A 25,300-nucleotide genomic window follows, 5' to 3' on the forward strand; every position below is an offset into this window, starting at 1 on the left:
CGGTTCGGCAGTGGGCGATTCGCCCGGCCTCGAATCGGCCCGGCGGCGGTGCACGCGGTGGCAGGCCGGTGCGCAGTTCTATCGTGATCATGCCCGGCGGGGAAATGACTGGCGCGGTGCGTTCCGCGGAATCGCGGAGATATGGACAGGTTCGGACGAGGCGGTCACCAAGATCCGGGCGGTTCCCGCCGACGGATTCCGTTTCCATCCGGCCGCGCTGGACGCCTGCTTACAAAGCGCCTTCACGGTCCTCGCCGAACCTGAGTCCCGCACCGGCCTGCTGCTGGCCGGAATCGACGGCCTCCGGCTCGCGCGCCGGCCGGTGACGGGAACACTGTGGTGTCACGTCCGCCGGGCCGCCGCGGCGCAGCGCGCCGACGTCACAGTCTTCGACGACTCCGGGGCCGTGGTCGCCGATATCACCGGAATCCGGTGTGCGCCCGCGCCCGCGACCGAAGCACCACCGAGGTCGCACGACGATTACGCCGTGGCGTGGCGCGATGCCACCATTACTCCAGGCCCCGTGCCGTCCGGGGATTGGTTATTGCTCGACAGCGGCACGGATTTCGACGAGGAACTCACCCGAAACCTCACCACCGCAGGCTGTTCCGTCGTCCGACTCGCCGCCGGTGGCGACTCCTCGGCTCTCACCCGCGCGCTCGGGTCGCATCCCGGCCCGGCGGCCGTGGTGAACCTGTCCGCACTCTCGTGCGCTACCGACCGCACGGCATCCGCCCGAGAAGTGCAATGGGCCGCCACCGACCTGTGCTCGGAGTCGTTGACGGTGGCCCGCGCCGTGGCATCCGCTCGGACGCGTCCGTCGCTGTTCGTTCTCACGCGGGGCGCGGCTCCCGTCGCGGGAGCGGCATGCACCGCACCGTGGCAGGCCGCACGGGCCGAATTCGAGCTCGTGATGGGACGTGAAAACGACTGCCGAACAATCACTCTCGATCTCGACAGCGAATCAGCGGATCCGGTCGCTGATGCCGCCGCGGTGACCGCCGTGCTGCTGAGTAACGGGTCCGAGAGTCGGCTGGCCCGGCGGGGTGATCACTGGCTGGCTCCTCGGCTGACGCCGACGGCCGAGATGAATTCCGCTGCTGCGCTACATGTCCCACGAAATGTGTCGCAGCCGAGCAGCCGGGACGATGCGGCACGAATACTGCGGACGGACTCCGGTATCGAGGGCCTGGCACTGACCGCGGGCCCACGCCCCGCGCCGGGACCGGGACAGGTGGAGATCGCGATATCGCACGCGGGCCTGAACTTCCATGATCTGCTCGTCGCCGTCTACGGAGTCGGCGCTCCCGATCCCTTCGGCGCGGAATGCGCGGGTGTGGTGAGCCGGCTCGGCTCGGATGTACACGATCTGGCCGTGGGTGCGGAGGTCTTCGCGTACGCCTGGGGAACCATGCGCTCCCATGTCGTCGTCGATGCCCGCCTGGTCTTGCCCCGACCCGAGAATCTCACGCCCGCCGAAGCGGCGGCGATCCCCGTGGTCTACGGCACCGCCTACCACGCGCTGGTCGAGCGAGCACAGCTGCGGGCCGGTGAACGCATACTCATCCACTCCGCGACCGGTGGCCTCGGTATGGCGGCGCTGCACATCGCGCGCCGTCTCGGCGCGGTCGTCTACGCCACCGCCGGTACCGAGACCAAACGTGACATGCTCCGAAAGCTCGGCGCCGCAAAAGTTTCGGACTCCCGGTCGCTACAGTTCGCCGAGGATTTCGGAGATGGCGTCGATGTCATTCTCAATACTCTGACCGGCGCGGCCGTCGAGGCGAACTTCTCGATTCTGCGGCCCTTCGGCCGCTATCTCGATGTGACCGTGCGCGAGACCGGCGACGAGCAGATGCTCTCCAGCAATCTGTTCGTGGACAGCCGCAGCTATCTGCATGTGCGCCTGCATGATTACTACAACCTCGACCCCCAGCGACTGGGGGAGGTGTTGCGCGCGGTCACCGATCTGGTGGCGCGCGAGGAACTGCCGCCACCGTTGCACCGGGTCTTCCCGATGGAAGACGCGTCCGAGGCATTCGGCCTGATGCTGCGCTCGGGGCACGTCGGCAAACTCGTTCTCGCGATGCCCAGCACCGACCGCGGTGTTCCAAGCCCGGCGGATGCCGTTGTCGGGGAAGGTGACCCGGCTGTTCGACCGGATGCGACATACCTGGTCACCGGGGGTCTGAGCGGGGTAGGGGCGCTCTGTGCGCAGTGGCTGATCGGCCGCGGCTGTCGATATCTCGTGCTCACCGGTCGTAGGGAGATCGACCCTGCCTCGTATAGCACCGATCCGCGAGCCGAGATGCTGCGGCGATTGCGGGCGGGCGGCGCGCAGGTCCACTACGCCGCGACAGACGTCGGGGACACCGATGCGATGGCCGAATTGGTGACCGATATGCAAGAGCGCCAAGGCTTTCCGCGCTTCGCCGGAGTAGTGCACTCCGCCGCGGTGCTGGTCCCCACCGGCGTCGGCGATCTGACAACGGAGATCATCGATCAGACCTTGCACCCGAAGGTCGCCGGCGGCTGGGCGCTGCATGCGGTATTCGCCGAACGGCCGCTCGACTTCTTCGTGCTGTTCTCGTCGGCGGTCTCGGTGCTGGCCGACACGAGCCTCTCGCACCAACTCGGTGCCTATGCGGCCGGCAATGCCTTCCTCGATGCCCTCGCCGAGCATCGTCGGGGGCTGGGTCTGCCTGCGACGGTGGTCAATTGGGGCTACTGGTCCGAGGTAGGACTCGCGGCCCGTCTGAGCGCCGAGACCGGACACGAGGTTCGCCCACCCGGTATGAAGCCGATCCTGCCCGCGCGGGCCGGTGAACTGTTCGACCGAATGCTCAGCGCCTCGGGCAGAATGATCCACGTGCCGGTCGACTGGGCCGGCTACCTCGACGCCTATCCCGCCGACGCCGAGACACCGATCCTGCGTGAGCTGGCGGCGCACAGCCCCGGTGAGCAGTCGCCCGGCAACACGCAGCCTGCGCCGGAGCCGGTCGCCGCGCCCGCGCCCGCGGTCCAAACCGTCACTCCGCCAACACCTCCACCACCTCCGACTCCGGTACCGAGCATGCCGGCACCGGCCGCTGCCGATGACCGTGTCGGCACACTGGAGGAGTATCTGGCCACGCAAGTCGCCCACGCTCTGGGCTGGCCGCCCGAGCAGGTGGATCACAATCGCGCTATGAATCGCCTGGGGCTGGATTCCCTCATGGCCGCCGACATCCGAGCTCGGTTGCAGCGCGATCAGGACTGCAAGGTCACCGTGCCCGAATTGCTCGGAACCAGCACGGTCCGTGAGCTCGCGCGACGGCTCGGCAGCGTCGCCGCACACGCGGGTGCGGAGTAGCCATGACCACCCCCCAGCGCCCGCGCGCGATCCTGCTGACCGGCGCGACCGGCAGCCTCGGCGGACAACTGTGCGCCGAATTGCTCAGTCACACAGTGCATATGGTGTACTGCCTGGCCCGGAATTCGGCATCGAATTCGGCGCAGCAACGCCTGCTGCGGCATTTGAGCGAATTGGATGACGCCCCGGACCCGGGCAGTCGACTGGTGGTGCTGGCGGGCGATGTCGAACAGCGCGGGCTCGGCGTGCCCCCACGGCAGTACGACATGCTCGCCGAGACGGTCGACACGATAATCCATTGCGCGGCATCGGTGAATCTCGCCGGCACATATCAGGAGCTCGAGTCACCGAATGTGGCTGGGGCGCGAAATGTGCTGGCGCTGGCCGAACATCGGGCCGCCCGCACCGGGCACGCACCGCGGTTCAATTATGTCTCGACCCTGGCGACCTTCGTCGACGCCTACACCACCGGGCTGACCGACGTGGACGAGACGACGCCCTCGTCGCCGGGCACGGCGGGCAGCTGGGGCTATGCCCGCAGCAAGGCGGCTGCGGAGGCCGAATTGCGCTCCACCGCGGCGCGTATCGGGGTGCCTGTCACGATCATGCGACCCGGGATGGTTGCCGGACACTCCCGCACCGGCCGGTGCGCGACGACCGATCTGCTGCGGCCACTGCTCCAGGCCGCGGTCGCGCTGCGAGCCGCCCCCGCCTACGGGGAAGCCCCTGCGGCCACCATCGATATCGTCGCGCGTGCCATCCGGATGCTCTGCCGCCATGACGGCGACACCGATCAGGTCTTCCACCTGATTTCCGGACAGCCGCTGCTCCTTCCCGACGCGTTCGCGGCCTTGCGTCGGGCAGGCTACCCGTTGGAGAACATCGATCCGGCAGAGTGGTGGCGGCGGATCGACCGCGCCGACAGCAATCCCGGTCTGCGGCCCGTACTGGCCATGCGTGAGGTCTATACGCGCATCGTTCCGATCGACGAAACTCGGCCGCTGCCGCGCTTCGGTTGTGCCGCAACCTGGTCCGCGCTCTCGAGTCGAGGTCTGAGCCCGACCCGCTGGGAACCGGAGTACTTCGACCGGCTGGTGGCCCAACTCGCGGGGATCCTGCCCGCTGCCGAAGGTAGGAGGTCCGCGCCCGTCCCCACCGAACAGGGACGTGGTCATCAGAACGGTAGGGCGGTGCAGGGCCGCCGAGATGATCGCCGCGCGGTTGTCTTCGACGGCGTGATCAATCCGCAGTCGTTTCACGAATGCTCCGACGGCGCCGCCCAAGCCGCCCAGGCCTGCGCCGCGGCCGGTTACGGCATGCTGTGGGTCGAAGAACACAAACATGATCCGTTATTGACCCTCGCCGCCGCGGCGGCGGGAAGCCCCGCGATCGGGCTCGGCACCAACATCATGGTCGCGCTGGCACACAACCCGATGACCGTTGCCCGTGCGGCCAACGACCTGCACGCACGCTCGGGGGGACGATTCGTGCTGGGCCTGGGTACCCAGATCGGCATCCACCTCGCCCGGCGCTATTCGATGCCCGGTGATCACCGCCGCGCCCGAATACGGGAATTCACCGAAGCCTTGCGCGCGATCTGGGAAGCCTGGAACGAGCAGCGTCCCTTGCACTTTCAGGGCAGGTATTACACGCACACGCTGATGACACCATTCTTCGCGCCGGACCCCAACCCCTACGGCCCGCCCAAGATAATCCTCGCGGCCGTGGGACCGCGTATGGCCGAACTCGCCGGTGAAATCGCCGATGGCATTACCGCACACCAGATCCTGAGCCCGCGCTATGTCGCCGAGATCCTCGTTCCGGCGGCGGAGAAGGGCTTGGCGAGATCGGGCCGATCACGCGAATCCTTCACCGTCGTCTACCGCCCGTTCCTGGTTACCGGTCGCGACGCGGACGAGTACGCGGCCGTGGCGAGAACCGTCCGCAAAACCATCGCTTTCTTCGCGAGCACACCCGCCTATCGCACGGCCCTCGACTTCCACGGATATGGTTCTCTCGCAGACGAATTGGCCGAGATGAGCATGTCCAGCGACCAGAACAGATGGGATCGCATGGGTGAATCCATCGGTGACGCGCTACTCGAGGAGATCGCCGTCCGAGCCGATCCCGCGGGGATCGCGAGCGCACTGATTCGCCGAATCGGCGGTGTGGCCGACCGCATCGTCCTGCCGGCTCCCGCCGCGGCTCCCAGCGGCCTCTGGCACCCTGATGTCCTGTCTACGCGGAATCCGCGGGTGCGGTAGCGGTGAGCGCGGCTGAACCGGGGGTCGTGTGCCATCATCCTGATTCGGTCGCCGACCATTCGAGTCAGTTAGCGACGGCCATCGTGGCGCAGTCGTTCGGTGCGGGAATGCCGTCCAGCCGCTGGGTCAGGTACGCCATGCCCTCACCGATGAATCTCACCCCGGCGACACCGTGATCCGCGCCGCTGTATTCGCGGTAGGACACGGGGACCCCACGGGCGCAGTAGGTTCGCGCCAAATCGGCGATGTCCTTCGTGATCATCACCCCGTCGCCGACGCCGTCGGAATTGCCTGCCCCGAGCAGTAGTGGTGCGTGCGGGGAACCGGCGGAACCCATGATCATGTCGTCGAAGGCATCGCGCAATGGCGTCACGGTGCGGATGTCGGCGTATTCGGGCCGGAGCAGTTGCCGCACAGTCAATCCCGACGGCAGACCGGCGTCGACGCCGCAGGAGTCCGCGACCGCGCCGAACACCTGTTTGCCGTAGTCGGAGAGGTAGGGAGCGAGGTCGAGACCGTAGGCGCGGCTCACGCCGACCATGATGATCGGGGTCACCTTCGACCAGCTTGGGCTGCCGTCGATGTAGTCGACATTGTGCAGCATATTCACCGGCAGGCCGCCCGCCGCGGCACCGGCCAGGCGCAGTTCCGGGGCATAGGCGGGTGCGAGTTCGGCCGCGAATTCGGTGGCGATTGCGCCGCCGGAGAATCCGAGCATGGCGACCGGGGTGGCGGGGTCGGCGCCGAGTGCCTGCTCCGCCGCACGGATTCCGTCGAGTGTGCCGTAACCGGACTCCTGGCCGGCACCGTACTTGTGTTCGGTGCCCTCGTAGTCGGAGGTGACGACGGTGTACCCGGCCGTGAGCGCGGCGCTCATCACCGTGGCGTCACCCAGGTAGCTTCCGAAACGTCCGGCGACCAAGGTATAGGAGGGATCGCATTGTGCGCCCAAGGTGTCGTAGGCGGTCTGATAGGACAAGATCCTCGAGATGCTCTGCGCGGCAACCGGTTTCATGACGGTCGCTACCGTGACGGTGGGCTGTCCCAACTGCCCGGTGGTGCGGTACAGGACCTGGGTTGCGGTAACGGGGATCGCCACATCGACGAGTTTCACTGTGACCGGACGGGTGCGGAGCACGGTCCCCGCAGCCACCTGGTTCAGCGGCTCGGTGTACCGATAGAACGGGTCGTCTCCCGGCAGTGGCCACAGCGCGTGCCCGGGAACCGGCGCGGCGGACAGCGCGAGCGTGATGACCAGGCCCAGCATCCGGCAACCTACGCGAATCATGCGGCGAAGCTTCATAAGTGCTCCTTACGTGCGGGAACCGGGGTGGAGTACGGCGGTGGAACGCGCAAGAGGGCACGGGCGCGGCACGAACTATGCCACCCACTCCTCGACCCTCGCCGGTCGCTCGAGTGCGGCGTGTCGAGTGTTGGTTCGTCCGCCCGCTCGTGCACTATCAGCAACGTTTTGGCAGATGCAACTCTCTCAGCACCTCGAGCTCCGGCGGAGTTTCGTCCTCGTGAGTGCACCCGAGCGTTAGACGGAAGGCCACAGACTTTCATGCCGATTCGATATGCGCCCCGATTTTTGTTTTCCGAGAATTTATGCGGCACAGAATTGCTTCATATAACGAGGAGAGCGGCCGGTATAGGGAGCTGAAGCCGCTATTCTATACCCCTTCGTCGGATCGACCACTCGTGCAGATCGGTAAGCCTGGAGCGTATCGATTGGTCCCGGGTACGAGTGATCAATTCTCGCTGATCGAAAAGGAAGTGCGGGAGACCTGCACGATGGCATACGCCTCGTATCGGCGGATGCTAGATTCGGGAATCGCGCGAGAACTCGCGCGCAGTGTACTGCCTCTCAATATCTATTCGACTATGTATGTCACCATGAATGCCCGGGCGCTGATGAACTTTCTTTCGCTGCGGGTGGCGGATCCGACGAGCAAATTCCCTTCCTTCCCGCAGCAAGAGATCCAGCAAGTGGCAGTTGCGATGGAAAACCACTGGTCCACGCTCATGCCGTTGACGCACCAAGCCTTTCAAGAACAAGGCCGAGTGGCGCCTTAGGTGCCAATTTTGTTGGCCCCGAACCTGGATCCGCGGTGAGTTCGTCATCTGTTATGGACTGAAACTCCTGGCGGGGTGGGGTGAGGCTTTAGCGTTCGTGCGGGCTCGAAGGCTACGGGATGGACAAGGTAATCGATTTCAGCCGCTACTGTAGTAGCAGTGCGGAGCAAGGTGATTCAACATGGTTGAAATTTTCGAAGAAGCGAACCTGGACGGTATAAACGCAGAGACATTGCGCCGACTGGCGGAAGTCTGGCCTCGGCGGGCAACATTGCGAACGAACATGGATTATGCAGAGGATAAAGGATGCGAAATCTATGACCCTGAGTTGCCGGACTATCCGCTGCGTTTTCTGCCTTTCGGTGATCATCCGGATTTTCTAGCCGGTTCAGAGGAGCAGCAGCATCTGGTTCTGACCATGGGCTGGTTGATCTACAATGAGCGAGTAATTCAGGTCGAGGAGTTCGTCACGAACCCCACCTTAACGAAGCTTGCCCATGGCGTGTTTCCGGGCACGGACAGTTTTGCTGTAAAGAATTCGATCCAGCAGACTCACATCGATGAGACCTGGCACACCTATATGCATATGCTTGCAATGCAGCGGACTCGAGAAAGTCGAGGCATCACCAACGAGCCGCTATATCCTCCGACGGTAACCTATCGAGAGCTTATTTCGGCTCAGGCGGGGGTTGACCAGCAATGGCAGAAGGATATTCTGGGACTGGTATGGACTGTCTTGACGGAGGTCAATGTAAATGCGTACCTGGATTTGCTGTCACGCGACGAGACGATACAGCCGATGCATTCATTAGTCGCTCGCCTGCACTCTCGCGACGAATCGGCACACAGGTCGGTTCTTATCGAAGTAGCGAAGATTATCTACGCAAAACTTAACCGTGCAGAGCGCGAATTCTTCAACTCGTCCATCCCGCAAGCACTCGATGCCTTTACCGCGCAGGATTTCAGAGTGTGGCCTCTGGTGTTGAAGCGCGCTGGCTACAGGAGTGCCGAGGAGATAGTGGAGGAGTCTCGCAGTGGTGCCGACCGTCGCCGCCTTGTTCGCGACGCCGGTGCGACCGAGCGAATGCTTCGTGAAATGGGTATCGAACTGGATCTCAAGTTCTAAGTGGGTGAGGCCGGTCACGACCCCGAGGGTTCGGTCGCCTTTCCTGGATTCGGCGCACTGGTTGGCGGTGATCTGCGGCAGTCGGTTCGATCTCGCGGTGCTCGGCGCGATGCATGTCAGTGTCCAGAAAGACCTGGCGAACGGATGATCCCGCGGGGCGATGTTCGAGGGCATGGGTAGCGCGAGATGGATCTCTTGTCACAGCGCAATCCGAAGATCTTGCAGTACTGCACATTACCGCTGACCGGGCCTGGGCGTCTGCATAGCTTCGTCACCGAAGCTGGCATTCGTCGACGGCGCCGCGGTCGGTCTGGCCCTTGTATAGATCGTGCCCCGAATCAAGATTGGCGATGTCCGTGCCGCAACCGGTGCCCGAGTTCACCGTCCATTCCGCAGTTCGTGCCCGAGGACGGCGTGAACCTAGTGAGAAACGACTGATTTCTGTGAGAAACGACCGATCCCTGGCGGTGGCCAAGGACCAGGCAGCCGACGTCGAGCAGTATTTCTCGGCACTGTCGCCGTCCGCTAACACCGTTGTGGGGGTAGAGGGTGTCGGGCGCATGCGTTCCGCCGAGCTCCTGGCCCGATTGGGGAACCCCCAAGACGCCTTGCGTGTCATACATGTCGCCGGTACTGCGGGCAAGGGATCGGTGTCGGTACTGATCTCCGCGATTCTAGCCGCCCACGGTTGGCGGGTAGGAACCTATCTGTCGCCGCACGTGTATTCGTGGTTCGAGCGGTTCCAGCTCGACGGTCGGCTGAGCTCGGCGATGGAGTTGGCACCTGCGGTTGCGGCAGTGCGGACCCAGGAGGTGGAACTCAGCGCCGGGCCGCTGGGGCCGGTGACGATGTTCGAAGCGGCGACCGCGACGGCGTTCGAGTGGTTTCGCGATCGGCAGGTCGAATATGCGGTAATCGAGACAGGACTTGGCGGCCTTCACGACGCCACCAACACTGTCACCCGTGCCGACAAGCTGGCAGTCCTGACAAGGATCGGGCTCGACCACACTGCCATCCTCGGCGAAACACTGCAGGAAATCGCTTCGCAGAAAGCGGGGATCCTGCCGGTTGGTGGCGCGGCGGTAGCAATTCGAAGCGGCGCGCAGGCCGACCGGACCATCGCCGATGTCGCCGCGCACCGCCGATGCGCCTTGGACCAGCTCAGCGACGAGCAGGCTCAAGCCCTGTGTACCGACACAGTCGTAGGACCGGCCGGGCCGTATCAGCGAATCAACGCAGGCTTGGCTCTGGCCGGGGCGACTCATCTGGCGCGGCGCGACGGATGGGCGCTAAATCCGGCCAAGACCAGCGCTGCGCTGCGCGAGGTACGGCTCCCAGGCAGGTTCGAACGGTGCCGCTGGCAAGGCCACGATCTGGTTCTCGACGGAGCCCACAACCGCGTCAAGCTCGCGGCACTCACCGAGGCGGTTGGCGAGAACTGGCCGGGGAGCAAAGTCGTGTGGGTACTGTTGTTCAAGGCGGACAAGGATGTTGATGATGCGATGGAGGTGGTCGCCCCGACCGCCGCTGCAGTGGTCGCGACCGAATACGGCACCGTCGGCATCGACGCGGGACGAGGGCGAGGCCTTCCCGCGATCGAGGTAGCTGCGGCCGCGCGCCGCGCGGGCATCGCTCCAGCGCTCACCGAACCGTCGCTGGAAAAGGCCTTGAACGCTGCGATCGCGCTGGCCGGACGCAGTATGCCGGTGATCGTCTCCGGCTCTTTCTACGCGGTGGCCGACGCGGCGACGGTGCTCGCACGATGACCGGCTGCGCAAAGGCCAAAGCCCTGGTGCCGATTCACGCGCCTGTAGGGTCCGGCACCAGCACCCTCGCGGCAGAATGGGTGAGCGTGCTTGGCATAGAAGGGGTTCGCGTCGAGTGGCTCAAGCTCGATCATGACGATCACGGTTGAGCAGTTGGTTGTACTGCGATCGGAGCGTGGAGTCGACTAAACGCTTGTCCCTAGGTCATCGGCGAATACTTGCGAAACCCGTTAAGCCGCAAAAGAGTAGCGCAGAATGTGCTGTGCGACCGATTCTGTAGCTAGTGCTAAGGGTGACGTTTGACCGGTGCTGGTTAGGTTGGAGGTGAACCTACTCGGTAAGGGCTACAGGACAATCCGGCGTTGAATGCCACACGAGACGAACGGCGCAGAGCCTGGACAAGCCCAACGAAGCGATCGAGAACACGGGACTGCCCCGAGTTTGGTTGACTCGCGGGTGTAGTGGTTCAGGCCGCGAGCGCGGGCCGGTTTATTGTCTCAAACTCGATCGGGGTGAGCCGGCCGAGTCGGCGTTGCCGACGAGTGCGGTGGTAGGTCTTCTCGATCCAGACCACGATCGCCAACCGCAGTTCCGCGCGGGTCGCCCAGCGCTGCCGGTCGAGGACATTCTTCTGCAGCAGCGCGAAGAACGACTCCATGGCCGCATTGTCACCACACGCCCCGACGCGGCCCATCGAGCCTCGTAAACCGTTGACTGACAATGCATTCACGAACTTTCGGGAACGAAACTGACTGCCCCTGTCAGAGTGAACGACCGTCGCGTCTGGTGAGCGGAACGCGACGGCGTGATGCAGCGCCGATACCGCGATCGATGCCTTCATCCGAGAATCGATCGAGTAGCCCACGATCCGGTTGGAGAACACGTCCTTGATCGCGCACAGATAGAGCTTGCCCTCGCCGGTGGCGTGCTCGGTGATATCGGTCAGCCACACGGCATCCGGGGCGTCGGCGGTGAATTTGCGGTCGACGAGGTCGTCGTGGACCGGTGGGCCGGACTTGCGGTTCACCCCGCGTTTCTTGGCGAATACGCTCCAGATCCGTTGCTGTGAACACAATCTGGCGACTCGGTTCTCACCCGCGCGGATGCCGCGGGCGGGCAACTCATCGGCGATGAACCGGTAGCCGAACGCAGGGTCGTCGGCATGGATGTCGTAGGCGGCATTGATCAGATGCGCATCGTCCCAATCCCGTTGCGAGACAGGGTTCTTCTTCCATTTGAAGAATGCTTGGGTGGAGAATCCGAGTACCCGACAGGTCACCGCGACAGGAATCTTGTCTGCGGCCAGGTCCAGGACCAGCGGGTACATCATTTTGGGTTCACATCGCGCGAGAAGTAGGCGACCGCACGGCGCATGACCTCGGCTTCTTGTTCGAGTTGCCGGATCCGTTTGCGGGCCTCGCGAAGCTCGGCCGACTCATCACCGGTGACGCCGGGGCGATGTCCATCCTCGATGTCGGCCTGTTTCACCCAGTTCTTCACGCAGCTTTGCGAGATCCCGAAGTCCTTCGCGATCTGGGTCAACGGGATCTCGCCCTTGCGGGCGACCGCGACTACGTCGCGGCGGAACTCCTCGGGATAGGGCTTGGGCATGTCGGTGATCCTTCCACTGCGAGGAGGTCCTCACAGGTCAGGAGTCAACCAAACCGGGGGCAGTCCCCACCGTAGCCTTGGTCTGCTGTGCAATGGCGAGATCAGTCTTGCGGGGAATCTGTGCCGAGTGTGCAAGAGCATCTGGCGAACGGGGGACGTAGAGTCCGCGGCCGCTGCGGTCTTCCCAATGCTGCTGGCGAAGAGCGGAATACCAGTCCGCGACGATCCGACATCCGTTGGCGACGCGCTATCGGATGTCGAGAGTCTCGATCGCCTCTACGAGGACGTAATGAGCGGACGAAAGGATCCACGCGACGACTCCACCAGACTGGGTGTGATTCGTTCTCATCCCTCGAGCGTCGAGACCACAAACGTCCTCGTGACCCTCATCGGGCGCCGGCGACGAGAACTCGCCGATGTGCACCTGATGCTCTCCGGTCAGGAGCAGTTGGAGAAGATCAGGGGAGCTGTCGAGCTGAGGGTCGAGGACCCCGCGGTTCGGCAGGAGCTGGCCGGTCTTGTCGCCGAAGTCGCAACGCACCAACGTAATCTCGCAGCCCAGCTGGCGGACGAGATGACGAGACTGTTCAGGCACTGCGGGATCTCGAGCTTCGCGGACGGAGGTGGCAAGTGCGGAAATCACTGCTCGACCGCGAACCCGCCGCCGTCCTGATTGGAGCCGTCCTCCTCGGCGTTCTCACCACCGCACTGGATCATCCACACGCCAGTTCCGGACAGCATGCTCCTGCTGATCCTGGGGTTCTTCTTCGGCCAATCCGCGAGTGGCAAGGGCACGTCCGGAGCAGGTGAATAGCCGCGACCAGCTCGCTGTTACGAACGGTGGAGTCGAGGGTCAGTAGCATTCACCCGACGTCTTCACATACCCCGAAGGGAACGCTGTCCATGGCACGCAAGGTCGTTGTGACTCTCGTTGACGATTTCGATGGAAAGTCCGAGGCTGAGGAGACCGTGCTGTTCGCGCTCGACGGCGCCGAATACGAGATCGATCTGTCGGGTCCGAACGCCAGCCGGTTGCGAAGCGAACTCGAGCAGTGGACCACGAACGCGCGCAAGGTGGGACGGACGCCGCGTGGTAAGGGTGGACCGGCCCGCGCGGCCGTCGACCGTGAGCAGAGTGCCGCCATTCGGGAGTGGGCTCGCAAGAACGGCCATGAGGTCTCGAGCAGGGGAAGGATCCAGGCGGGCATCGTTTCGGCGTATCACAACGCGAGGAAGTAGCCGTTGTCGTCCGGGACTGAGCCGACTGCCATAGCGCTTGACTGCCACGATCACCGCGGTGTCGCCCATCACCCTCAACCGCGATGGCCGCGAGTATGAATGGAACGGACTGACTTCGCCTGGTTCAGCTGGCGACGGTCAAATCGGCGCAGTCGCATCAGTGTTCGGCTCAGCGCCTGCGTGGGCCGTGGGCCTGTTGCCACTCGTACCTCGTCGCTCATGGGATCGGATTGCTCCTCGGTCGCGGCTACCGTGTAGACCGAGGAGTTCCACAGTTCTAGCTTGGATTGAAGAACTGCTCGAGTATCCGGGTTATGTCAGTCGGCTGTTCGAGTACCGAGCAGTGCCCTGAACCGGGGATCTCCTCTAGCTGGGCGCCCGGGATCAAGTTGGCCATTTGCCGTGCGAGTGGGGGTGGTGTCATCGTGTCGTTCGCGCCGACGACGACAAGGGTCGGCAGGGTGATGCGATTGAGCTCGTCTTCTACCGAGGGGCGGATCATCGCGGCGCGCATCGCCTGCGCTATGCCATGCCGACTGCATTGGCCGAGTCGATCGAGCCATTCGTCGACTGCCGCTTTGCCTTCCGTGCGGGAGAGGTAGGCGGGACTGAACATAAGCGGTGCGATGGTGTGTCGCAGTATTCGGGGTCCCATGACACGGAAGAGGCTGGCCTGTAACTCATTTCGGCGTACCACGCGTGTGGATGCGGCAATGGCGCAGGTATCGAGCAGGGCCAGGGACCGTAGAAGATCGCTGTGCCGAATGGCCAAGCGCTGTCCGACGAATCCACCGCTGGATAGCCCCACCCAGTGGACGGGGGAGGTTTCGAGCGTGGTGATCAACGCGGCTGCGTCGGAGGTGAGGGTGTCCATGTCGTAGCCCGTGCGAGGTGCTGGGGTATCTCCATGTGCGCGCCAGTCGATGGCGATGCAGCGGAAGCGATCGCGCAGTGCGTCGATTTGTTGCCGAAACATCCATCCGCCGAACAGCGTTCCGTGCCCGAAGACGATGGTCTGTGCCTGCGGCCGGCCAGGTGGTTCTCCAGTGTCGGTGTAGCCGAGGGTGATGCCGTTGGCTTCGATGGTCGGCATGCGCGGACTCTATCGACGCTCGTAGAGGGTCTAGGCGATGAGTCTGGTCTGAGTCCGATCCCCCTGCCACAAGGGCAGTTTCAATTGGCAAACGCTGCAATTCATTCCAGTTCAACCAGTTTCCCTCGGGTGAGGCACCGGCATGCGTTCGGTGTCTCACCCGTTTTCTGTTTCCGAGGAGGTTCGTTTCCATGATCGACACCATGTCCCGTGAGGAGTACCAGCAGGCGGCGCATTTCGGGACCGCCGGTCCCGCGGCGCGTCTGGACGAACAGGTGGTCACCACCTGGCGGCGCGAGGCTGACGGGTGGTCGGGCAAGCACTGGCTGTACTCACCCACCGACGACGGCATCTGGGCGTTGCGCCCGCTCAACGTCACCAACCGCAAACGCACCTGACACACACCTCCCGCAGGCCGCATCCATGCCGGACTCGGCTGTTTTTCCAGCCGGAATACGACGCCACCGGCCATCTCTTCACTCGGCTCATCCTTCACGGGCGGGTATCGGAATCTTCACGAATCCGGTACCCGCCCTTTCTGTTTCGAAAGGACTCAGGTTCATGTCCACTGCCATCGACACCGCTGTCACCTCCGATCCAACCCCCGACCTCCACGACGCTGCCCTCGACACACTCGAGGTAGTCGAGCCGCCCGCAACCGCGCAAACGCCCCCCGATCCCGCCGCGCCCGCGCCGCAAGCGTTGATGCTGCCGCCCGGCGAACTGGTCATCGATGACAATGTCCGAAAGAACTTCGACCTCGGCGACCACCCCGATGTCACCGATTCGATCCGGCGCCACGGGGTCAAGGCACCGGTCAAGGCATACCGGGAACTCGATGGCACCATCACCGTCATCGAAGGGCAGGTCCGAGTTCTCACCGCCCTGGCCTTCGACCTGCCGGAAGTCCCGGTCTGGATCACCCCCGCCCCGGAGGTATCGCCCGCCGAGCGTGCGATCAACCGCATCGCCGAGCAGATCAATGCCAACGACTACCGCATCCCGTTGACCGATGGTGACCGTGCAGCCGGGATGACGCAGATGTTCGAATTCGGCGCGTCGCTCACGCGTATCAGTCAGGAGATCGGCCGCAAACGCGATCACGTCAAGCTCGCGGTGACCGTCGGTGCGAGCGATACCGCGTGCCGTGCAGTCGATTCCGGGCAACTCGACTTCGAGCAGGCCGTGATCCTCGCCGAGTACGAAAAGGTCGGTGACACCGACGCAGTCACGCGTCTACTGGCCACCTCCCGGTCGATGTTCGCCTACGAGGCCAAGCTGATCGCCGGTGAGCGCGGCGAAGCGCGGCAACGGTTCCTCGAATCGCTGTCCTATGCCGCGCACGGCTTCGGGGTGCTCACCAGCGAACCCGCCGCCGACAACGACCGGTTCATCAACTACGAGCTGCTGCGCACCGCCGACGACCGCGACATCACCGCCGACGACCTGGCCGCCACCGCCGCCGACTGGGTGGTGTACATGTTTCCCGCCGACCAGGAAACCCTCGTCGATCGCGATACCGGCGCGAGCGTAGATCCCGACACCGTCGACTGGGACACACAGGACCGGCCCGAGGCCAAGCCCATCGGGGGCAAACGTCATGCCGACACCGTGCACCGCCAGCCGGTGTGGGAACCGACCTGCTATCTGCGTGCCGACCGGTTGGACGATTCCAGGTTCGCGCTCGCAACCGGCTTCGATCACGACATCACTGTCCCTGACAGCGACGTCTCCGGCACGGTGGAAGCCGAGGAGATTCCCGCCCACTACGAGGAACCCGACGACACCCGGGCCCTCGATGACGTGCCACACGCGGCCGAAACCGACGAGGACATCAAACGACGGGAGGAAGCCGCGCAGGCCGCCGCGCAGCGGCGTGCCGAGGCCGAACGTGTCGCCGCGCAGCAGCGTGTCGAAGCCGAACGTGTCGCGGCCGAACGTCGTGAGCAGGAACGCGAGGCCGCTCGGCGGGTGCGGGAGCTCAACAAGCAGGGCCAGGCCGCGCTCGAGGCCCGGCGTGAGTACGTCACCGGCTACCTCGCCCGCAAGACCCTGCCGCCGCTCGCGGCGATGTTCATCGCGGAGTCTCTGGCCGACGAACCGGGTCTGCTCAGCGAGTACAACGCCGACCGCACCGCGCACGAGTTGCTCGGTATCACCGGGGGGCGCAGCGAACTGCTCACCGCGATCAGCACCGCGAAACCCGCACGCTGCCAGGTGATCACGCTGGGTCTGGTGCTCGGCGGGTACGAGAAGCGCACCGGCAAGGACGCCTGGCGCTACACCGACCGTGGGGTGCGCCGATACCTGCACTTCCTCGCCGACAACGGCCACCACCTGGCCCCGGTCGAGCAGGCCGCCGCCGGCGATATCGATCCCGGCACCATCGACATCGACTCCTGAACCACTGACCCCACACAGGCGGGCAGGCCCCGGTCGTACCCGAAGCCTGCCTGCCCCTGCTATTCGCGAAGGAGTTCCGTTGTCTTCCAATCGATTCCTCGGCGCCGCCCTGGCCGCGGCAGCGCGAGGCTGGTCTGTCTTTCCCCTGCAACCCCACTCGAAAATCCCCGCGATCAAAAACTGGCCCCAAGAAGCAACTACCGACGAGACACGTATCAAAGAGTTCTGGCCTCCGAAATCGCGGAAGAACGTCGGAATCGCTACCGGCCCCAGCGGCCTGCACGTCATCGATCTCGACACCCACCACGGACTCGACGGCCCCGCTGCCCTCTATCGGCTCGCCACCCAGACCGGTGCACGAGCAACGCTGCTCACCTACTCCGTCGCCACCCCGAACAACGGCCGCCATCTCTACTACCAGGTTCCCGACGGGCTGCACCTGCCCAATACTGCTGGCCTCATCGCACCGGGGATCGATTCGCGCGGCCATGGCGGATACGTCCTCGCCGCCGGCTCGCAGACCGGCGACGGTGATTACCGAGTCCTCACCCCACGGCCGCCCAGCGAGCTGCCCCCGTGGCTCCTGCGGTTGCTCACACCGCCACGATCGCACGCCCCGGCGGCGAACCCCGGTGCGCCGTTATCCCATCCAGGCGCTTATTTGCGCGCCATCGTCGATGCCGAGACCCGCAAGGTCACTGCCGCCGTGCACGGCACCCGCAATACAGCCTTGTTCTGGGCGGCGTTCAGGCTCGGCCGTCTTGTCGGTGGCGGAGAGCTCGACCAGCGCCTCGTTCATGACGGTCTCGCCGCGGCCGCAGCAGTACACATCGGCCACTACGAGTTCACTGCCCGCGAGCTCGAGCGAACCATCACCAGCGGTCTCACCATCGGCGCGCGCCGACCCCGGCACTTGCCGACCGCGACCAACAGCCGTTAGGAACCTCATGGGAAAAGGCACCAGCAAGAGCACCGTGCAACATTTCGACCGATTGCCGGACGGCACCCTCGGTTGCTACCACCTGGGATGCACTGATCCGGCGACCCGGTGGATCGATATGGAGCGCTGGGGAATCCGGCGCTGGCTCTCTACCGCCTATTGCGACAGCCACGGCGACTGGGAGCTCCACGACCCCGATCACCCGCGCCGAATCAGGCCCATCACCTAGATCCGGTACCAGCCACCCGCAACCCCGCTGCCCAGAACAACTCCCTGTTCGTGGCGTCTCCCCCGAAGCAGCAGGAAAAGGGCAAGCAAGTGAGTTAGTCGGGTGTCTCCCGGAGTCCCGGCGATCTGCCCCAAGGGGATCAGGGGTGAGCCGGGCACCACCGATGAACCTGCGTCACGGGATGGGGACGAGCCTCCGCTGACGCTCCGGTCGCCGCAAAGAGCGCGGCGATCCCCATCCCGCGCCGCAGAACCCCCGCCGGCCCGGCCCACCCCTGATGGCGAAGCCGCAGATCGCCCAGCCTCCGGGGCACTACCCGATCACGGATTTATCCGTATCGGGGTTTCGGAGGACACGGCGGTCTGGCTGTTATTCATCCCTTCCCATCAAGGAGTGCATTGTCATGGCTGGAGAAGCAACCCTCACCGTGATCGGCAACCTCACCGCAGATCCGGACCACCGCACGTTGGCCGGCGGTCAGGTCGTCGCGAACCTCACTGTCGCCCAGAATTCCCGTATCTACGATCGCGCCTCCGGCGAATGGCGTGACGGCGCAGCCCTGTTCATGCGCTGCGTCGTGTGGAACGAGATGGCCGACAACGTCGCGGCGAGCCTGACCAAGGGCATGCGTGTGAGCGTGACCGGGCGGCTGCGTCAGCGCAGCTACGAGGACCGCAACGGCGTCACCCAGTGGATCACGGAGCTCATGGTCGACGAAATCGCGGTGTCATTGAAATTCACCACCGTGGTAGTCCAGACCACTGAGGAGGCCGAGCCGCAGGAGCAACCCGCTCGGCGCGGCAAGCGCACCCTCGTTACCGCAGGAGCCGGGGACCAGCCCGACTTCTAACCGATCGATCATCGGCGGCGGTGCGCCCCGCCTTGCAAGCTGTACCGGCGCAGCTCAGCACCGAGTCCGCCTCACCGTTTGCCGGTGGGGCGGACTCGCTTTCGTCTCGAATCAGTTCGGAGGTGGCTTCGATGCCCGCCCACGACACCCCGCATGATCGTGTCCCCCGAATTTCCCACGGCGATCTCGCTGTGTGGCCCGTGCTGCTCATGATGCTCGCCACGCGCCTGCGGACGGCCGAACTCGACACCCGCGCACTGACACGGCAGGTGCAAGAGCTGACACAGGTCCGTGATGACCTGCTCGATGCCGCCGATATCCACGCCCTGTGCGCGCACGAGGAGCGACTGATCGGCCGGGCTCGCTTCTACGATCGCGCTCCGCGTGCCACCCGCGGTTGATCGATCCAGTTCTGCCAATTCCGGTGTCTACCGGCAGGTATCGGCGTGCAACACAAGTAGCTCGCTCCCCACCTGCCACACAGTTAGGAGTGTTCCCATGGGCCTGATCTGGCTTGCCGCCATTGCCATCCTGGCGGCCATGCTCTTGTGGTGGGTGTTTCCGTTCCTCGCCCGCCTGGTCGGATTCTTCATCATTTTCGACTCACTGCTCGCGATCGTCCTGACCCCTGCCAGGGCGATCCCCGCCCGACTGCCCTGGCTCGCTCTGGGTGTCCTGATCTGGCTTGTCGGGCATTGGGCGTGGGCGTTCAAGCACGGGATCTGGGACTCGCGGGTGGCGCTGCGCGTGTTCTCCCTGCCCGGGTTGCGCCACCTCATCCCCCGCTCCACACTCATCTACTTCGACGCCGACTCCCGTTGATACGACCGACCTTTCGTTGCCGGTCCCCACGGAGCCGGACCGCTGGCCCAGGTGCAGCAGTCGCCGCACCCGCGTCAGGCTCAACCCGGTGATCTCACACAATTGCGATTCCGCCATCCCCCGCGCGTGCAGCCGCCGCAGTGCGGCGGCCGCGCCCGCTTCGGCGTCGGCTTCGCTCTGGCGGTAGCGCGCATCGGCTGCGGCGATCGCGGTCTCTCGCCGTTGCCTGGCCCGTTCCCATCGGCTGTGCTGCTTGCGGAATTCCGTCAGATCGGTTTCGTTCTCCCGCAGCGCGCACGCTTGCTCGGCCATCAGCCGCGCTGTCACCTCTCGCGCCCACTTGCGCGCATTCGGCTTCTCTGCCATCGCATACCCCTTTCCGTCCGGCCGTCCGGCAGCCCGGACCTCGCACCCCTCGCGCATTCACCTTTCTTCCATCACCCTCTCTTCCACTTCCCAAGATTCCCTCCCCACACCATTCTCCGCAACCCTCCAAATACCATTCCATCAGATCCCATATGGGTTCTTTTCCTCATTCCTACACACCTCTTGCATTTCCAATTCTACTCACGGGTAATGTCTCATTTAAGTTTACATTCCGCGCTATCTTCGATCATGTGATGACCCTTCACCGCTTACACGCCGGAGACGGCTACGAGTACCTGACCAGGCAAGTGGCCAGCGGTGATCGCCTGCGTGACCGCACCCGCGACCTCACCGACTATTACACCGAGCACGGCACTCCGCCCGGAATATGGATGGGCCGGGGCGCGGCCGAACTCGGCCTGTCGGGAATGGTGACCGAGGCGCAGATGAAAGCGCTCTTCAGCGAGGGTTTGCATCCGGACGCCGATACCATCATCGCCGCTGCAATAGCGGACGGAAAGACCGTGAAGCAGGCTATCGAGGCCGCGCAGATCGGCCGAATGTTCTACGAATTCTCCACCGAACCCTCACCGATTCGCGACATTCTCGACCGCAAATTGGCCGAGTTCACTTTCGCATGGCGGCGGCGCCCGGACTGGGACGAGCGCACGATCCTGCGCACCGATGCCGCCCGCGAACACCTCACCAGCGTGCTCGGCCGCGCTCCCAGACGCGCCGAGATCGACCACGCACTCACCACCGAGAAAGCCGAGACCCGCAAGGCGGTGGCCGGGTTCGATTGTGTGTTCACCCCGCAGAAGTCCATCAGCATCCTGTGGGGACTCGGGTCGGATGCGGTGCGCCGCGAGATCTGGCAATGCCACCTCGAGGCCGTGCGGGAGGTCCTGGAATTCGCCGAATCCCGGTATGCGGTGACCCGCCGCGGCACGAACGGAGTCAGGCAGATCGATGCGACCGGGCTGATCATCGCCGCGTTCACCCACTACGACAACCGCGCCGGGGACATGAATCCCCACACGCATGCGGTGATCTCGGGAAAGGTTCTCGGCTCCGACGGCAAATGGTCGGCCCTCGATGCGCGCGCGTTGTACGCGGCGACAGTGTCGCTCTCGTGCCGCTACAACGCGACCATCGTCGGGAAATTGAAGCGGCGCATGGGGTTACGGTTCGAGGAACGCACCCGCGTCCGAGGCAAACAACCTGTCCTGGAAGTGGTCGGTGTCGGCGAGGAGATGGTCGCCGAATTCTCCCGTCGCGAGGACATTCTCGTGCGCTTCGAGGACCTCGTCGCCGACTACCGCAGCAGCCACGGCCGCACCCCGAGCAAGGTCACCCAGTACAAGCTCGCCCAGCAGGCCACCCTGCAAACCCGTGCGGGCAAACCATTGCCGAAGGCGCTGCGGCAGATGATCGGCGAATGGGATGCCCGGTTCCGCTGTGTGTTCGGCCGCGGGCGCGGTGGGCAACAGTTCGTCGAGGACCTGTTGTGGGCGCACAACCATCCCGACGCACCCCGACCGTTCGATCCCGACGACGCCATTGTCGAGATCGGTGTCGGGCTCGGTGGTGTCGCTGAACTGCTCACCGCCACACCACCACAACTGCAGCGCCGGACCTCCGGGTCCAGCGAGAATCGCAACCAAGACTTCACGGGCTCACTGCACGCGGTAGTGCCGCAGCGCCGGGCCTCCGGGTCCAGCGAGAATCGCAACAAAAGCAACAACGTCGCTACCGCGACCATCGTGCGCAGCGCCGGGCATTCGGGTCCCGCGAGAATCGCAACTACACCTACTTAGCCCCCTCTGAGATGGGTGAGGTGCAGCGCCGGACCTGGGGTCTGGCGAGAATCGCAACGGGCCTGTCCCGGCAGGCGTGCAGGTGCTGATCCAGGCAGCGCTGGACCTTCGGGTCCGGCGAGAATCACAACGTCGGACCGGGAAGCAGTTCGACACCCTGCGTCCGCAGCGCCGAATCTCCGGGCTTGGCGAGAATCGCAACTTAGCGGTACCGAACAGGCCGTCTTTCTGCCGGGCGGCAGCGCCGGACCTCCGGGCCTGGCGAGAATCGCAACACCCCATTGCAGGCGTAGCGCCCAGCGGGGGAAGCAGCGTCGGACCTTCGGGTCCAGCGAGAATCGCAATGTAGAGCAGGTTACGCTGGCGGCGCCTGCGGATGGCGGCGTCGGACCTCCGGGTCCGGCGAGAATCGCAATGGCCGGTAGACGAGGTAGATGATCAGGATGTCGAGGGCAGCGCCGGGCCTTCGGGTCTAGCGAGAATCGCAACAGGTACTCCCAGATGTAGACGCTTTACCACTCGGGCAGCGCCGGACCTTCGGGTCTAGCGAGAATCGCAACCACATCTGGGACTCCTGGTATGCGGGCGACGTCGGGGCAGCGCCGGACCTCCGGGTCCAGCGAGAATCTCAACAAACGCAACAAGGTCGGTACCGCGACCATCGTGCGCAGCGCCGGACCTTCGGGCTCAGCGAGAATCGCAACCTGGTGGTGCCGCGCACCGAGATCGACGGGACCGAGCAGCGCGGGACCTTCGGGTCCAGCGAGAATCGCAACACTTTCGGGTGAAGCCATAGCCTCGCTTGCTCCGGGCAGCGCCGGACTTCCGGGTCCAGCGAGAATCGCAACATGTAGGTGTACGCGGCTCGGCTGGTAAGACCTGGCAGCACCGGACTTCCGATCCGGCGCGAATCGCAATTAGAGCTCGACGACCGAATTTGACTTTGTATCCCCCATATGGAGTGTGCTGAATCAGCTTGCGTGCTCGTCCGTGCTCTTGGAATCCTTGAACGATGTATTGCCGCATACCTTTTCGAGTGATTTTGATTTAGTGCCAACTTCGCGAGGTCCAGCGAAGTCTGGCGGGAGAGGGCGTACCGATGGATGTCGATATTGAAGGCATTAGCCAGGGTTCTCGGAGGAGACTTGGAGCCGAAAGCGGGCCGGCTGCACGAACGGACTTGTGTGAGTTGGCAACTCCGGCAGAAGCGGCCGAATTCTTGCGGACGACCGTAGCCAAGCTTGCTAACGACCGGTACATGGGAGTCGGTCCTCGCTATGTGAAGTATGGCCGCCGTGTGCTGTATCCATGGAAATGCTTACGCGCGTTCGTAGATGAACATACGGTCTGCGGTCCGTAATCAGGCACAGTCAGCTCACTGGCAATTGTGTAGCTACATTTTGTGTCTTCCGCTCATTCAATGGATTTCATACGCTCTTCGCCGCACGGCATAAGCCGAGCGATGGTTCCGTCGCGATTGAGCGATCGGGTGGATGGAAGGGGTTATGCGTATGCCTCGAAGGGCGTTGAAACCGGGGGAGCCGGGCGATCCGAGTGAGCCGGAGTGGAACGAAGCTCGGCAGGTTTTTGAAACCCATTGCCGGATTGGTGAACCCAAGCCATTCAAGCCGAGCCTGGTGCGAGCGTCAGGCAAGACCAAACGGCAAGCCAAGGACGCGCTCAAAGAGCGTTGTGGCGAGTGGAAACCGAAAGCTACGTGGGCTGGTAGTTACGACGAGAAGTGCACGGTCGCCGAGGTGGCTCGCGCGTGGCTCACGTCGTACGAGAAGCACCCCGGGAAGCGGCCGCAGAACGGCCGGTCCTACCGCAACGAGATTGAGCGATCGACGAGCGCTCGGGCCAAGAAGGACAAGTTCGTGATCGTCGGTTCGACGCTCGGGCGCATGAGAGCCGTCGAGGTCAAGCCGTATCACATTCGGCTCCATCTCGAGCAATTGAACTGGAGCACCACGAAACAAGCGGTCCACAAAGCGCTCCTGCGCATGACGTTCCAGATGCTGGTAGAAGACGGGTTGCTGGATTTCAACCCTGTTGTCATGGTGAAAATCCATGGGCGAGTTGGGGCTCGACGAAAGGCTGGACGGGCCGGGGCGGTCAACCCGTACTTCCCGGACGAGCCGCAACCTCTGACACCCGACGAGATGCGCCGGTACTGGGAGCTGGAAGCGGCGCGATTCGCCGATCCCGCCAACCGAAGGCCGAAACGGTACCGGGACTACACGATGCTGGCATACGCGCTGGCAGCGCGTCCCAGCGAAGCGGTGGCGGTGCGGTGGGACGATGTCGACTTCGCAATTGGAACGGTGACCATCGCCGGCACGATCGTTGATTGCTCGCTGCGAGTGTGGCAGGTCCGCAAGGTCATCCACGATTATGAGCTCGCCGGACACGAGATCGTTGTCCGCGGTGACTGGCACGAACTCGATGATCAGGCCGTGGTGACGGTGGCCTTCCGGCAACCGTTCACCAAGACTCGTGGTTCCATGCGAACGATAAAGGTCGACGCGGAGTGTCTCGCCATGTTGCGTGAGCGGAAGCTTGCAGCGGCGCCGGGGCAGGCGTTGGTCTTTCCGAGCCGGGTCGGAAAGATCTTGCGCACCAACAAGCTGTCGACCGTGTGGCACTCGATCGTCAAGGACACCGAGCTGTCATGGTCGACGCTCAAAACACTGCGCAGCACCCGTGCCACTCGGGTTGCTGAGGTCCACGGAGTCCCGGCCGCACGGCTGATCCTGGGACACGATGAGAACTCGGCTATCACCACGCAGGCGTACGTGAGTCTGCAACGACCGGTGGTCGACTTCGCGGACGCCGGATGAAAACGTTCGCAAAGCGTTCACACGGCGTCTGTGGGCGAACGAGCGCCGGTGTTTCAGCTGGTAGAACCCTCGGATGGGTGCAAACGCAGCGAGATGGAGTTGATGCAGTAGCGCTTGTCCGTGGGCGTGGGGTAACCCTCGCCCTCGAACACGTGCCCGAGGTGGCTGTGGCAGTTGGCGCACAGCACCTCGACGCGCCGCTGCCCCAGGGAGTCGTCGGTGCGCAGGATGACGGCATCGGATTTGGCCGGGTCGAAGAACGACGGCCAGCCGCAATGCGAATGGAATTTCTCACCGCTGCGGAACAATTCGGCCCCGCAGGCCCGGCAGTCGTAGACACCCTCGGTCTCGGTGTCGGTGTATTCGCCGGTGAAGGCCCGTTCGGTGCCCGCTTCGCGCAGCACCTGGTACTCGTTCGGGGTGAGCTTGGCCCGCCACTGCTGCGGCGTCAGCTGGATGCGCGGTGCGGGCAGCGAGGTTTCAGCGTCGGAACTCATGCCCCCACG

The 25,300-nt window shown here is 64.2% G+C and carries 20 protein-coding genes; 16 read left to right on the forward strand and 4 right to left on the reverse strand.

Features of this window, described 5'->3' with window-relative positions; all coding sequences use genetic code 11:
* The first annotated feature begins 10 nt into the window (after positions 1-10).
* Together OG300_RS05530 and OG300_RS05535 are read left to right on the forward strand one after the other, a co-directional pair.
* The gene (locus OG300_RS05530) at positions 11-3,352 is read left to right on the forward strand and encodes an SDR family NAD(P)-dependent oxidoreductase (protein ID WP_405492790.1); all 3,342 of its coding nucleotides are present in this window, start codon (positions 11-13) and stop codon (positions 3,350-3,352) included.
* Positions 3,353-3,354: 2 nt separating this feature from the next.
* On the forward strand, positions 3,355-5,616 hold the full coding sequence (locus OG300_RS05535) for a TIGR03617 family F420-dependent LLM class oxidoreductase (RefSeq protein ID WP_405492792.1): 2,262 nt from the start codon (positions 3,355-3,357) through the stop codon (positions 5,614-5,616).
* 64 nt (positions 5,617-5,680) lie between these two features.
* Here OG300_RS05535 and OG300_RS05540 read toward each other — a convergent pair whose 3' ends face one another.
* Entirely contained in the window at positions 5,681-6,919 is a 1,239-nt protein-coding gene (locus tag OG300_RS05540; RefSeq protein ID WP_405492794.1) for a lipase family protein, read from the reverse strand.
* Positions 6,920-7,143: 224 nt separating this feature from the next.
* On the opposite strand from OG300_RS05540, the gene thyX reads away from it, so the two are divergent.
* From thyX to OG300_RS05555, 3 genes are all read left to right on the forward strand, one after another.
* Positions 7,144-7,692, forward strand: coding sequence for an FAD-dependent thymidylate synthase (gene thyX, locus OG300_RS05545; protein WP_405492796.1), 549 nt, complete (start codon positions 7,144-7,146; stop codon positions 7,690-7,692).
* A 181-nt stretch (positions 7,693-7,873) separates the two neighbouring features.
* Positions 7,874-8,818 (forward strand): diiron oxygenase, encoded by a 945-nt coding sequence (locus OG300_RS05550; protein WP_405492798.1) that lies wholly within the window; start codon positions 7,874-7,876, stop codon positions 8,816-8,818.
* A gap of 467 nt (positions 8,819-9,285) precedes the next feature.
* Positions 9,286-10,584 carry a bifunctional folylpolyglutamate synthase/dihydrofolate synthase gene (locus OG300_RS05555; RefSeq protein WP_405492800.1) on the forward strand — a complete coding sequence of 433 codons (1,299 nt, stop codon included), beginning with the start codon at positions 9,286-9,288 and terminating at the stop codon, positions 10,582-10,584.
* 466 nt (positions 10,585-11,050) lie between these two features.
* Here the strand turns inward: OG300_RS05555 and OG300_RS05560 are convergent.
* Positions 11,051-12,195, reverse strand: a protein-coding gene (locus OG300_RS05560; protein ID WP_331722933.1) for an IS3 family transposase whose coding sequence is annotated in 2 segments (ribosomal slippage) — positions 11,051-11,916 and positions 11,916-12,195 — 1,146 coding nt in all. Because the reading frame shifts where the segments join, the coding sequence is not laid out codon by codon here.
* 187 nt (positions 12,196-12,382) lie between these two features.
* On the opposite strand from OG300_RS05560, the gene OG300_RS05565 reads away from it, so the two are divergent.
* A complete protein-coding gene (locus OG300_RS05565) occupies positions 12,383-12,868 on the forward strand; it encodes a hypothetical protein (protein WP_405492802.1) in 486 nt (161 codons plus the stop codon).
* A 230-nt stretch (positions 12,869-13,098) separates the two neighbouring features.
* The gene (locus OG300_RS05570) at positions 13,099-13,434 is read left to right on the forward strand and encodes an Lsr2 family protein (protein WP_405492804.1); all 336 of its coding nucleotides are present in this window, start codon (positions 13,099-13,101) and stop codon (positions 13,432-13,434) included.
* Between the two features lie 277 nt (positions 13,435-13,711).
* Here OG300_RS05570 and OG300_RS05575 read toward each other — a convergent pair whose 3' ends face one another.
* A complete protein-coding gene (locus OG300_RS05575) occupies positions 13,712-14,527 on the reverse strand; it encodes an alpha/beta fold hydrolase (RefSeq protein ID WP_405492806.1) in 816 nt (271 codons plus the stop codon).
* A 191-nt stretch (positions 14,528-14,718) separates the two neighbouring features.
* Between OG300_RS05575 and OG300_RS05580 the strand changes: the two genes are divergently transcribed.
* The 9 genes from OG300_RS05580 to OG300_RS05620 all read left to right on the forward strand — a co-directional run bounded on the left by OG300_RS05580 (position 14,719) and on the right by OG300_RS05620 (position 24,794).
* Complete coding sequence (locus tag OG300_RS05580; RefSeq protein WP_405492808.1) at positions 14,719-14,925, forward strand: hypothetical protein; 207 nt, start codon at positions 14,719-14,721, stop codon at positions 14,923-14,925.
* 163 nt (positions 14,926-15,088) lie between these two features.
* Positions 15,089-16,930: a ParB/RepB/Spo0J family partition protein gene (locus OG300_RS05585; RefSeq protein ID WP_405492810.1), complete on the forward strand. Its 1,842-nt coding sequence runs from the start codon at positions 15,089-15,091 to the stop codon at positions 16,928-16,930.
* 79 nt (positions 16,931-17,009) lie between these two features.
* Positions 17,010-17,870 carry a bifunctional DNA primase/polymerase gene (locus tag OG300_RS05590; protein ID WP_405492812.1) on the forward strand — a complete coding sequence of 287 codons (861 nt, stop codon included), beginning with the start codon at positions 17,010-17,012 and terminating at the stop codon, positions 17,868-17,870.
* 7 nt (positions 17,871-17,877) lie between these two features.
* Positions 17,878-18,099, forward strand: a complete 222-nt coding sequence (locus OG300_RS05595; protein WP_405492814.1) for a hypothetical protein — start codon at positions 17,878-17,880, stop codon at positions 18,097-18,099.
* A gap of 403 nt (positions 18,100-18,502) precedes the next feature.
* Positions 18,503-18,949: a single-stranded DNA-binding protein gene (gene ssb / locus OG300_RS05600; protein ID WP_405492816.1), complete on the forward strand. Its 447-nt coding sequence runs from the start codon at positions 18,503-18,505 to the stop codon at positions 18,947-18,949.
* A gap of 131 nt (positions 18,950-19,080) precedes the next feature.
* Complete coding sequence (locus OG300_RS05605; RefSeq protein ID WP_405492818.1) at positions 19,081-19,350, forward strand: hypothetical protein; 270 nt, start codon at positions 19,081-19,083, stop codon at positions 19,348-19,350.
* A gap of 97 nt (positions 19,351-19,447) precedes the next feature.
* Positions 19,448-19,771: a hypothetical protein gene (locus OG300_RS05610; protein ID WP_405492820.1), complete on the forward strand. Its 324-nt coding sequence runs from the start codon at positions 19,448-19,450 to the stop codon at positions 19,769-19,771.
* A 518-nt stretch (positions 19,772-20,289) separates the two neighbouring features.
* Complete coding sequence (gene mobF, locus OG300_RS05615; RefSeq protein ID WP_405492822.1) at positions 20,290-21,954, forward strand: MobF family relaxase; 1,665 nt, start codon at positions 20,290-20,292, stop codon at positions 21,952-21,954.
* Positions 21,955-23,459: 1,505 nt separating this feature from the next.
* Positions 23,460-24,794 (forward strand): tyrosine-type recombinase/integrase, encoded by a 1,335-nt coding sequence (locus OG300_RS05620; RefSeq protein WP_405492824.1) that lies wholly within the window; start codon positions 23,460-23,462, stop codon positions 24,792-24,794.
* 53 nt (positions 24,795-24,847) lie between these two features.
* Here the strand turns inward: OG300_RS05620 and msrB are convergent, their stop codons facing one another.
* Positions 24,848-25,291, reverse strand: a complete 444-nt coding sequence (gene msrB, locus OG300_RS05625) for a peptide-methionine (R)-S-oxide reductase MsrB (protein WP_405492826.1) — start codon at positions 25,289-25,291, stop codon at positions 24,848-24,850.
* Positions 25,292-25,300 lie beyond the last annotated feature (9 nt).

It is taken from the genome of Nocardia sp. NBC_00511, from assembly GCF_045161165.1.
GTDB lineage: Bacteria > Actinomycetota > Actinomycetes > Mycobacteriales > Mycobacteriaceae > Nocardia.

What these genes read in the sequence shown, in the direction of transcription:
- OG300_RS05535 (WP_405492792.1), top strand. Translation starts at nt 3,355, where the DNA reads ATGACCACCCCCCAGCGCCCGCGCGCGATCCTGCTGACCGGCGCGACC.
- OG300_RS05540 (WP_405492794.1), bottom strand. Translation starts at nt 6,919, where the DNA reads ATGAAGCTTCGCCGCATGATTCGCGTAGGTTGCCGGATGCTGGGCCTG.
- OG300_RS05550 (WP_405492798.1), top strand. Translation starts at nt 7,874, where the DNA reads ATGGTTGAAATTTTCGAAGAAGCGAACCTGGACGGTATAAACGCAGAG.
- OG300_RS05565 (WP_405492802.1), top strand. Translation starts at nt 12,383, where the DNA reads ATGCTGCTGGCGAAGAGCGGAATACCAGTCCGCGACGATCCGACATCC.
- OG300_RS05570 (WP_405492804.1), top strand. Translation starts at nt 13,099, where the DNA reads ATGGCACGCAAGGTCGTTGTGACTCTCGTTGACGATTTCGATGGAAAG.
- OG300_RS05575 (WP_405492806.1), bottom strand. Translation starts at nt 14,527, where the DNA reads ATGCCGACCATCGAAGCCAACGGCATCACCCTCGGCTACACCGACACT.
- OG300_RS05580 (WP_405492808.1), top strand. Translation starts at nt 14,719, where the DNA reads ATGATCGACACCATGTCCCGTGAGGAGTACCAGCAGGCGGCGCATTTC.
- OG300_RS05585 (WP_405492810.1), top strand. Translation starts at nt 15,089, where the DNA reads ATGTCCACTGCCATCGACACCGCTGTCACCTCCGATCCAACCCCCGAC.
- OG300_RS05595 (WP_405492814.1), top strand. Translation starts at nt 17,878, where the DNA reads ATGGGAAAAGGCACCAGCAAGAGCACCGTGCAACATTTCGACCGATTG.
- ssb (WP_405492816.1), top strand. Translation starts at nt 18,503, where the DNA reads ATGGCTGGAGAAGCAACCCTCACCGTGATCGGCAACCTCACCGCAGAT.
- OG300_RS05605 (WP_405492818.1), top strand. Translation starts at nt 19,081, where the DNA reads ATGCCCGCCCACGACACCCCGCATGATCGTGTCCCCCGAATTTCCCAC.
- OG300_RS05610 (WP_405492820.1), top strand. Translation starts at nt 19,448, where the DNA reads ATGGGCCTGATCTGGCTTGCCGCCATTGCCATCCTGGCGGCCATGCTC.
- mobF (WP_405492822.1), top strand. Translation starts at nt 20,290, where the DNA reads ATGGGTTCTTTTCCTCATTCCTACACACCTCTTGCATTTCCAATTCTA.
- OG300_RS05620 (WP_405492824.1), top strand. Translation starts at nt 23,460, where the DNA reads ATGCGTATGCCTCGAAGGGCGTTGAAACCGGGGGAGCCGGGCGATCCG.
- msrB (WP_405492826.1), bottom strand. Translation starts at nt 25,291, where the DNA reads ATGAGTTCCGACGCTGAAACCTCGCTGCCCGCACCGCGCATCCAGCTG.